The organism is Paradesulfitobacterium ferrireducens, from assembly GCF_017310645.1.
In the GTDB taxonomy this organism is placed as follows: domain Bacteria; phylum Bacillota; class Desulfitobacteriia; order Desulfitobacteriales; family Desulfitobacteriaceae; genus Paradesulfitobacterium; species Paradesulfitobacterium ferrireducens.
Genome location: NZ_JAFLRH010000042.1, coordinates 1 through 10392 on the forward strand (window position 1 = coordinate 1; position 10392 = coordinate 10392).

Here is a 10392-nt window from a genome sequence, read left to right on the forward strand (position 1 = left end):
GCATTAAAACAGATAACAAAATCTTTGGAAAATACGTTGTAGTGACAAAAATATTATTGATGTATGCCTCAAAGCCTTGCTACGACTGGTACTGGAAATTTTTTACGCCAAACTTGGGTTTTAAATTGCACATTTTCTATGAACTGCTAAAAATCAAGTCTGCTCGATACTTCAGCCGATATAGTCCTTTCAATATAAGCCTTACCATTCTCGTTGAGTTGTGAAATGGTTTCTCAGTCGCCTTACTGAGAATAGCTGCATCATATTCGATGCAATAAAGAACAAAGAGAGCACTGCTTTTATGGCGTTTCCGCCACGCTAACAGCAATGCTCTAAGCCACATTCACGTTTCAAGTTATTAAAAATCGAATTTTCAATATCCCAGTGGGCCGCGGTTTTGTTAGATTACACAGTTTTATGTATGGATATTAATCAAGAGATTTTTATAATTAGAATTATTAAAATTGATCGCCCGAAAAACCAAATTTGAAAGGGGGCAGATTACATGGCAGAAGCAAGTGCACCCAATATAATTCGTACACCTAAAACCAAGAGCTGGGATGCCTCTGTACGGTTTTATCGCCGCAAAGAGTCCTTCCTCAAAACGCGTGCTTGGCGCTGTATCCTTTCCTCGCCGGTGTCATCATCTTTTCCCGTGGTTTAGCTGGCAGCATGTGGACTATCATCATCCCCTCCGTTTTCCTGGGTTTATACAGCCCCGCGATCTATGTCCTCAGTTATTCCACAATCCGTGATATCTATGACCGGAAGCAGGCCGGCGTCTTCCTCGGCCTCGCAGGCACGATGCAGAGTATCGGCATGCTCGTTGGCGGCCCCTTGGTCGGCGGTCTGGTGCAGGCGGCTGGCTGGCGTGTCCCATTCTTCGTGATTGGACCGTTATTCCTGATCGCCGGCATCTTGGTCTTCTTTGGTGTTAAAGTCTCGAAAGAAGAAACAAAGCAAATGGTTTCTACATCAGCTTCGTTTGACTTCCCCGGCGCGCTTGCAGTCGTTGTCTTCCTTGCCACATTTGTTCTTGCTCTTTCGCTTGGCAAGCTTGCACCGTTTGAGGGTGACAAGTCCGTCCTGCTCGTGAAGTTAGAATCCAAGGGTGACAGGAAACCCGGCGAGTTCTTCACAAAAGAAGCACTAAAAAAGTTCAGGTAGAAAAAATACGACCTAATTCTAGATAACATAAGCTTTAACTATAAAAATATTGAAAGGAAGTGCTTACTATGGCTAACAGATTGAATGGGAAAATCGCTATCGTTACCGGTGCCGGATCCGGCATGGGCAAAGCAACTGCTCTGGAATATCTTCGTGAAAACTGTAAAATTGTTGCAATGGACAATAAAGGCGAACGTTTGGGTGCTCTGCAGAAGGAAGTTGAGGAAATGGGCCTTGCAGCAAACCTGGTAACCTTTACTGGCAGTATTACAAGCAATGAAGACTGCGACAAAGCTGTTGAGGCAGCTGTTAAAGCTTTCGGCTCCCTCAACGTACTGACGCACTTCGCTGGTTGTATGGACTATTTCGCCACTGCTGAAGAAGTGACGGACGAAGACTGGGACTATGTTATTGCAATCAATTTAACCGCTTCAATGAGGATTTCCCGTGCTTGCCTGAAGTATTTCCTTCCTAACGAAATCAGGGCAAGTATGATATTGGTCACCTCCAACGGCGCCGTGCAAGGTAGCACTGCCGGTGTTGCATACATAGCCTCCAAGGGCGGTGTTGAGTCTCTGGCACAATGTATGGCATTCGAATATGGCCGTAACGGAATCCGCGTTAACACCATCCAGCCCGGTCCCTTTATGACCGCGATCACCAGCGATTCTGCGTGGGGTGCGAAGGCCATGGCCAACAAAGGTGCCGCAATCCATCGTGGTACCGGCTACAACAAAAGCTCTCGCGACTGGATCCTGACTGGAGAATGGGTCACAGAAAGATATGTTGCAGCTGATCCTAAGCACATCGCAGGAGGTGCAGTGTATCTTGCAAGTGATGAATCTGCATTCATGAATTCAGGTACGCTGAGAATCGACGGCGGTATCTGCCTCGGTTAATTTAAACTACCCCCGTTCCCGATGGACGAGGAGCCTCGGCCTATTCGAGTGCTCTAGCGGCGGTTACGCAGGCATGACCAGTCGGTTGAATATAGAATGGAACTTTCAATAGAAGGAGAAAAAGGACAGATGCCGATGATAGCAGAGAAGAACTACAAGGGCGTTGAAGTCGAGCGAGTTAAAAACGCGCCGTCCGCCAAAAACGCAGAAATGCAGCTGAAGGATGCGATCATCGATAAGGTCCTGGAAGCCAATGACATCGAGGTTCCGCAAGATCTGGTCGACGATGAAGTCAAAATGATGGTCATTGAGCTGAAACATAAGATGAAATACGAGAGCATGTCATCCAGCGGGTATTTCGACTTCATGCAGGATGATATGGCCGATCGTATGGAAGAGTTCAGAGAAGAAGCCTTCAAGCTGGTGAAGATCAGACTGGTGCTCAAGGGAATTATAGAAGCAGAGAACTTTGAAGTAACCAAAGAAGATCTGGAGGTAGAGGCGAAGGCCATATCTGTTCGGCAGCAAATGCCGATCGAGATGGTGAAGGATTTTCTCGGCGAGGATCTGGAGTCGCTGAAAGATGATTTGCTGGTAAGGAAGGCAATCGACTTTGTCTATGCCAACGCTGTAATCAAATAAGGGACGCTGCTGCCGCCTGTGTGCTAAGGATGACCCCACAAAAACTACATGTATCTGTGTATTTGCTTTCAGTAGCTGTTGTATATTTTATTAATGGTTGACCTATCGTTAATACGATATTGGTAAACAAATATTAAATGAAAGGAGAAACAATAATGGCAGAAGAAAAGGATATTGAGATCAAAACGGAGGACAAAAATGTTAAGGCGTCCAAGATGCAGAAAGGACGCAAGTCCATCGCCTATCTGCAGAAACTCAAGGACGAGGGCACCCCGATCGTTCAGATGTGCCCCGCCAACAGAGACCAATATTTTACCATGGCCGCTGAGATGGCCGGTTGCGACATCTGCCGCCTGACTGTTCCCGCCGAGAACACCGCAATGTCGATCGCGAACGCACCCTGGTGGATCCGCACCGTCCGTGCCGCCGCGAAGATTATCCACATAAACTTCTATATGCAGACACCTACCTTTGCCTCCAAGGAAAAAGCTTTGGAGTATGGCTCCTTGTACATGGCCGAAGGCGCCGACTCCCTGCTCCCCATGGGCGTTAACAACGAAACCTTAAAGTATATGACTGATAACCATCTGGTGGTCTTCGGTCACGTGGGCGCGCTGTCCGGCTGGCAGACAAGCAGACATGGCGGCTACAAGCGTCTGGGTCAGACAGCTGAGGACGCCATGAAGGTCTTCCGTATGGCTTATGAATATCAGGAGAACGGTATGATGGCCATGACCATCGAGCTTACTCCGATCGAAGTCACCAACGCCATAGCAAAGAAGCTGCGCGTGCCCGTGATCTCCATCGCCGCAGGCGGCGCCGCCGATGGCTGCGAGATGGTCGATTTTGACACCTTCAACATGATGCCCCATCTGGCCTCTCATGCGAAGGTCTATGGTGACTTCTTTAAGTGGGCCGCTGGCGCATACAGCGCATGGGCCAACGATGTCCGTACCGGCGTATATCCTGAGGATAAGCACGGCTTTCACATGGACGAGAGGGAGCTCGATAAGTTCCTGAATGCGATCGAGAAGATCTGATTTTCGCCCCTCTAGCAAAATTCTTTTTGCATAATCTTTTACCCTAAGTAATTTACAATTTGACTCGACAAGTGTCCGGATGTTGCCGAAATGCTGTCCGGATAATTCCGTTACGGTGTCCGGATGTTTCTGAAATATGCAATTAAGGGTGGTTAACTGGAACTGAGCCAAGTTGCGATTGTTCAGATAAGAGTGGTAGTTGCTGTTAGTTGAACTTTGGTCAATGACGATCTGAAGGATCGCACCGCCTCGCAAATATGCAACCCCTATTAAGAAAATGCACCCCATTCATCTTTAATTGGAGGTGCAGAAGATTTTTAATGAAAGTGGGGAAATTAATATGACCAAGAGACTAGAGGGTAAGGTAGCAATCGTAACGGGTTCCGGCCAGGGTATTGGCAGGGGTATTGCTGTTTATCTGGCGCGTGAAGGAGCCAAGGTCATTACCAACAACAGAAAGCCCGGTTCTGGCACCATGGAAAAATACAAAAAGGGGGACATCCCTGATGAAGATTATAAACAAATGCTTGAACTGGCAGGCGACGCAGGGAGCACTGCAGAGCTGATCAATATGGAGGGCGGCGAAGCTACTCCTTTTTATGGCGACGTTTCCGATTGGGCAACCGCTGAGAAGATGGTGAATTTAGCGCTCGATACCTATGGTAGTATCGATATCATTGTTAACAACGCTGCCGGAATGGGTTCCGGTTCCGTCCTCTCGACCGATGAAGCCAAATGGGATTTGCTTGCCAATGTCAGGGAAAAGGGCGCTTTTAACCTGATGCATTTTGCCGTGCCGTATATGATCAAAAAGGGCTATGGCCGTATCGTCAACACTAGTTCCGAAGCCTGGACCGGCCTACCCGATAACATCGGTTACTCCGCTTCTACCGCCGGAATTGTCGGCCTGACCTGGGCTGCCGGCAAAGAGCTGTGGAACTATGGTATTACAGTTAACGCTTTTTGCCCCCAAGGCGCTTCACCCGCACACGCTGTAGAGTACAATGCAATGGTTCGTAACGTGAAGAATATCACTGGCAAAGAACCCGACCCCAACGTCCTTAAGGTAGTGGAAGAAAACCACGGCGACCCGGTCGGCATCGGCCCCGTAATCGCTTTCCTGTGCACAGAGCAAGGTTCTTACATCAGCGGTTCTGTGTTCTCGATTTACGCCTCCGGTGTTGTCAAGCTCTATTCCAATCCTACTTTCATTTCCGAAATTTCGAAAAAAGGTGAACTTTGGACTATCGACGAACTGGAGGTTGCCTTCCGCGAACAGCTGCTAGGCAAGGATTATGTTGCTCCCGCCAGCGTCCGCTTGTGGTAAATACCAAATAATCTCATTAGTTACCCTACTGGTTTGGCATAATCCGAATAGGATTTACCTTCTAGGGGAGCAAATGAGTGCTCCTACAGAGAACGGTGCGGTTGCAAACCCAGCATCGTTCTTCTCGTTTTATAGTAATACAAAACTAGCAGAAGTAAGGAGCTTCATATTTTCAAAAGGTTTTCGGTACAGAAAAAACGTAGAAAAACTCCCTGGTAAGGTATTCGGCGGTTTTTTTATGCCATGAATCAAGCTACAGGGCTAAAGGGAAATGACATTATTAAATTAAATCTTGCGTGAAAGTATAAAATGAAGTAATTCCACGACCCCCCGACTCCCTAAAAAGACCCCCGGTATAAGCATTCTAATTCCGCGCTTCAGTATCATCTTGCAACCAAAACACACGTTGAGACGGTGGTTTTCCTCAGAGAGAGTTTTACAGTTTAAGCAGATCGCGGAATGAAGAATATCATGCACCCCCCTTTGAAAAAGAGCAGGTGAATAATTAATTTGTATCAATTATTGAGTTATTAGACAACTAATCTACCATCTATTGATAAAAAGGATTTTATCAGCAGGTGATTTTATTTATCTGAAAATGCAGTAATATAGCCGCTCCTACGTTATTGTGGAGCGGCTTTTTTCATTTTGTGATGTAGTACAGCTCACCTCTGTCCCGCGCAAAGGCACAGATTCTGTTGAATGAGGCACGCAACCCGCATATGGTGTTGTAAAATGAGTAATTCAGTTGCTTAAGTTTTTCGATGACAGCCTGGTTGCCGTTAAATCTATAGGAAATTTTGTCGATTAGGATTTTATCTTAAATAAGGTTTCTCTGAAAGAAGAGAACTAGTTTTGATAAATACCCAAGTTATAGCTGACCACCAGAACAAAAAAGTAAGGTAAGCGAAGAACGGATAAAACCAGGGTTTAAAATCAAATAATCCCACATTGTGAACTAAATAACCGTATCCGACACTAAATACAGCAAAACCCAAAACATATGCGTATCGAAATACTTTTCTAAGTGGTAAAAAGCGAAGAAAAATCATAACAGTGAGTATCCAACTAGGTGGTGAGAGTAGATTTTCTCCTAAAACATTGAAAATACCAGCGTTTTTGAACGAGATAATGTGAAGTAGATTTTGAAATAAAGCTACTACTACTACATCACCTAGTCCACCAAAAAGTACGCCGTAGATAAAATATTCTTTAAGATCTTTTTTGGGGATAGTTAAAAGTACAATAATAAATGCTATTAATATGTAGGCTGGATAGAAAAGCGTATTTGTCATTGGTCCTCCTTGGCTTCTGCTACTTAAGCTTGGGAACTTTCTTTAAATAGTTTTACAAAATTCCAAAATTATATTCTAAACTTATTACATGTCTTAAAGTTGAAAAATCAAATTCGCAGTCTATTACTGTCCATAACTTTTTGCTTGAATTTACAAACACCCTTGGATATAGTACGATAAGCATAGGCAGGACTAGGGCTGGTTGCTGTAGCTGCCTCTTTTATCATTATGCCGTTTAAATTAGTTAGTTACACTAAAATACCCGAATTAAGGTAGCTAATAATGAAAAAAAAGAGCTTAATTTTTCAGTTGTTTATAAGTCTTTTTGTTATCCTTCAATGCCTAATTATCTTTTTAGGTTTTTCGACTTATAAGTATGCCGAAACAGTTATAATGAAAGAAGTAATTCAGCTAAATTCCAGCATGCTCCAGCAGATTGCAATCAGAATCGGCCTGGAATTAAAAGATGTTCAGGTTCTAGCCAGCCGCATTGCATATGATACGAGTATCATTGAATCATTAAAAAAAAGCTCAAACGGAGAGAGCGTCAGCAAGGATCAGACGCAGAGAATCGAAGGAATTATGACCGGCTACATCTGGTCCTATCCTAGTACGGCCATGCTCATTGATGCGCATTTGATCGACAGCCGCGGTAATACCTATTCCACCTCGTATTCCATGTCATCCAATCAGGAGGTTGACATGGCCACCTATAGCAAAGCACTGGAGAACGGTACAGACAGTACAATTTTTCCCACAAAATCCTCTTATAAGTCAACTGGGGAATCTAATTATTTTTTTCAAGTAGTTAGAAAGGTTAAAGCATATGATTCTCAACAAACTTATGGACTGTTACTATTAAATGTCAATGAAAAACTACTGGATGACAATTACATTCGTTTAACAAATGACGAAAAAGATTTCTCAATTGTTGACCGCAACGGTGTGATTATTTCTAACAAGGATAAAGAGCAAATCAATCAAACACTTAATAGCTTTATTGAAGCCGATAACAAAAATCAGCTGAATAACTATTATTTAAAAGGCAATAAACTCTACATTTTCCATCCTATTAGTGGATATAATTGGTATATTGTAGAGTCTATTTCTTTGAAAAGTGCTATGCTGCCTCTCAGAAAAATTGAGCTGTTTTTAATAGCTTTCGGGATTATATGTATTTTACTCACAGGTGTGGCACTGAGCGTTGTTGCAAAAAAACTTGCACAACCTTTAGATTTACTAACCGACAAAATGATTGAGTTCAACAGCGGAAATCTTTCGATTCAAATTCCGGATAGTAGCTACAGGGAGTTTTCCGAAATCTCTATTTCATTTAATGAGCTAATTCATCGCGTAAATTATCTGCTTGAAGAAAACATTAACAATGAACGTCAAAAAAGATTACTGGAGCTTGATTTTTTACAAGCTCAAATCAACCCGCATTTTATTTATAATACGTTAAGCTCTATTCGCTTTTATGTTGAAATGGGTAAGAGCAAAGAAGCAGAGGAGATGCTTTATCATTTTTCCAAGCTGCTGCGGAGGGTGCTGTCCCGTGTCAATGAATTCGTCCAGTTAAGAGATGAGATTAAGCATTTGGAGGACTATATAGCCCTGCAAAAGATGAGATATGCGAACGCCTTTACAGTGGAATTTTTACTGAACGAAAATACCTTAGATGCTCAGATCCCCTCATTTATACTTCAGCCAATTATCGAAAATGCTATTTTTTACGGTTTGCAGGCAAACAAACTGATTGTGATTAAGGTTGAAGCTAAATTAGCAGACCAGGATTTATATATCACAATTTCTGATAACGGAGTTGGAATGAGCCAGGAGAAAGTTACCGAGATCTTTAATAAAGAGGTTCAAATGAACAGGGTAGGAATTTTAAATGTGCATGAACGAATCAGAATTCTTTGTGGGGCAGCCTACGGTTTGACCATTAAGCAGAATGAGCCGGAAGGGAGCAAGGTAATACTTAAATTGCGGCATTATGTTTAGGGGGAAACTATGCTAAGAATAATCATTGCAGACGATGAGTTGCCGATTCGCGAGTGGCTGAACTATTGTTTGAAAGATAAAAAGGATAGCCTGGAAATTGTCGGAATAGCATCAGATGGCTTGCAGGCCCATGAGCTTGCTTTGAAAGAGAAGCCCGATGTGGTAATTATAGATATCAGGATGCCCAAGATGGATGGAATTACTGCGATGAAAAATATTAAAAAGGTACTGCCTCAGACGGAATTCGTTATTTTGACAAATTACGCTGATTTTTCTTATGCCAAACAAGCCATATCCTGCGGTGCTAAGGAATACATCTTAAAGTCTGAATTAAGAAGCTCTGAATTAATTGAGATCCTGGCAAAAATAGAAGAGGATCGCTATACTCATCGTGACAGACAAGGAATTTTCAGTCATTTGGAACGTACTGCAAAAAATACCCTGACAGAGTATTCCGGTGATCATTACGAAAACCATAAATTTATTGAGGGGGCATTAAATTATATACATGAGCACTATAATGAGGCCATTTCCCTGGCAGACGTCGCAAGCCAGGTCTATCGGTCCCCTGAGTATTTCAGCCGATTGTTTAAGGAAGTAACCGGAGAAAACTTTAGTATTTATCTGATTAATTACAGGCTGATGCAGGCAAAGATACTATTGACCCGTACCAATTTAAAAATTACAGAGATTTCTTTTAGAGTTGGCTACCAGAATCCCAGTTATTTTTCCAGACTGTATAAGAAGTATATGGGTATTACTCCCGAGGATGAACGGAGAAAAAACGGGGATAAAGCAAAATAGTGCAAAATGTCAAAAAAATGACAGTCAATGCCTTGCAAAATCAAGATAGTGTTAGTAATTTGACATGGCTGTTACTATCATAACTTGTGATTTTATTTAATAATTGAGTTAACTTAACAGAGAGCTTGCACGCTCTTAGCATGCATAAGATTTTATTGGGAGGTAAGGGAATGGTTAAGAAAAGGTTCAAACTGACAGCAATTGCCTTGTCTGTAGTCATGCTGTTTTTACTCGCAGGATGCGGTACGGCAGCCCAATCAGGCAAGAAAGCTGCGGGCGACTACAAAATGGTTCTTATATTACCCGGACCTATTAATGATCAAAGCTGGAACGCAACAAACTATGCCGGGCTGGTTAAAACCAATAAAACTCTTGGCACTAAAATGGAATACGTTGAAAACGTACAGGCGGCTGATTATGAATCTACCTTTAGAAATTACGCAGAGCGTGGTTATGATTTAATCATGGCAGCAGGTACCCAATTTGATGAGGCGGCAAATAAGGTTGCAGCGAGCTATCCTAAAACAACTTTTACTGTAGTGAATGGCATGGTTAGCAACGGTCCAAATGTCGCGCCAATTTTCCCAAAAGAATATGAGGCAAGTTATATAGCTGCTTTAATGGCCGGAGAAGTCACCAAAAACGGCCGATTTGCCACCATTGGCGGTTTCCCCAATAAAGCAATGGAACATTTGCTGGATGTATATGAAAAAGTAGCCGTTGATATTGCTAAAAAGCGCGGAATTACTGATGCCAAAGCAGTTCGGGCCTATGCAAACAGCTGGGATGATGTCGCTTTAGGCAAACAGATGGGTCAAACAATGATTGATAACGGTGCAGATGTGATGTTTGTTTACGCTAACCAGGTTGGTTTAGGTGCTATCCAGGCTGCCAAAGAAAAAGGTGTTAAGTTCATCGGTTTCTCAGGAGACCAGACAACGATTGATCCCAATACAGTAGTAGGTTCAGTGGTTTTTGATTTTGAAACCTTCTATGTCTGGGCGGTTCAAAAATATCTCAACGGAACCTTAGATGGCAATAAAGTGCATGAGGCAGGAATCGCCGAGAATATCTTTAAGCCGGTCTACACGGCGAATCTTAGCAAAGACATCCAAGATAAAGTTGCGGCAGGAATGGAAAAAGCTAAAAAAGGTGAAATTGATTTTGCTTCAATGTTTGCAAACAAATAAAGATTGCATTTTCAAAACAATATC

The 10392-nt window shown here is 42.9% G+C and carries 9 protein-coding genes; 8 read left to right on the top strand and 1 reads right to left on the bottom strand.

Features of this window, described 5'->3' with window-relative positions; all coding sequences use genetic code 11:
• Nucleotides 1–612 precede the first annotated feature (612 nt).
• The 5 genes from J0X21_RS14690 (at nt 613) to J0X21_RS14710 (ending at nt 5075) form a co-directional block, all read left to right on the top strand.
• Nucleotides 613–1167 (top strand): MFS transporter, encoded by a 555-nt coding sequence (locus J0X21_RS14690; RefSeq protein ID WP_206812965.1) that lies wholly within the window; start codon nt 613–615, stop codon nt 1165–1167.
• A gap of 68 nt (nt 1168–1235) precedes the next feature.
• Entirely contained in the window at nt 1236–2066 is an 831-nt protein-coding gene (locus J0X21_RS14695; RefSeq protein ID WP_206812966.1) for an SDR family NAD(P)-dependent oxidoreductase, read from the top strand.
• Between the two features lie 129 nt (nt 2067–2195).
• Nucleotides 2196–2708 carry a trigger factor gene (locus J0X21_RS14700; protein ID WP_206812967.1) on the top strand — a complete coding sequence of 171 codons (513 nt, stop codon included), beginning with the start codon at nt 2196–2198 and terminating at the stop codon, nt 2706–2708.
• A gap of 155 nt (nt 2709–2863) precedes the next feature.
• Nucleotides 2864–3748 (top strand): 3-methyl-2-oxobutanoate hydroxymethyltransferase, encoded by an 885-nt coding sequence (locus J0X21_RS14705; RefSeq protein ID WP_206812968.1) that lies wholly within the window; start codon nt 2864–2866, stop codon nt 3746–3748.
• Nucleotides 3749–4088: 340 nt separating this feature from the next.
• Nucleotides 4089–5075 (top strand): SDR family NAD(P)-dependent oxidoreductase, encoded by a 987-nt coding sequence (locus J0X21_RS14710; RefSeq protein ID WP_206812969.1) that lies wholly within the window; start codon nt 4089–4091, stop codon nt 5073–5075.
• An 815-nt stretch (nt 5076–5890) separates the two neighbouring features.
• Here J0X21_RS14710 and J0X21_RS14715 read toward each other — a convergent pair.
• The gene (locus J0X21_RS14715) at nt 5891–6370 is read right to left on the bottom strand and encodes a hypothetical protein (protein WP_206812970.1); all 480 of its coding nucleotides are present in this window, start codon (nt 6368–6370) and stop codon (nt 5891–5893) included.
• Between the two features lie 282 nt (nt 6371–6652).
• Here J0X21_RS14715 and J0X21_RS14720 point away from each other — a divergent pair, with 282 nt between their 5' ends.
• The 3 genes from J0X21_RS14720 (at nt 6653) to J0X21_RS14730 (ending at nt 10368) form a co-directional block, all read left to right on the top strand.
• Nucleotides 6653–8374, top strand: a complete 1722-nt coding sequence (locus J0X21_RS14720; RefSeq protein WP_206812971.1) for a cache domain-containing sensor histidine kinase — start codon at nt 6653–6655, stop codon at nt 8372–8374.
• 9 nt (nt 8375–8383) lie between these two features.
• Nucleotides 8384–9178, top strand: coding sequence for a response regulator transcription factor (locus tag J0X21_RS14725; protein ID WP_206812972.1), 795 nt, complete (start codon nt 8384–8386; stop codon nt 9176–9178).
• 170 nt (nt 9179–9348) lie between these two features.
• Nucleotides 9349–10368 carry a BMP family protein gene (locus J0X21_RS14730; RefSeq protein WP_206812973.1) on the top strand — a complete coding sequence of 340 codons (1020 nt, stop codon included), beginning with the start codon at nt 9349–9351 and terminating at the stop codon, nt 10366–10368.
• Nucleotides 10369–10392: the final 24 nt, after the last annotated feature.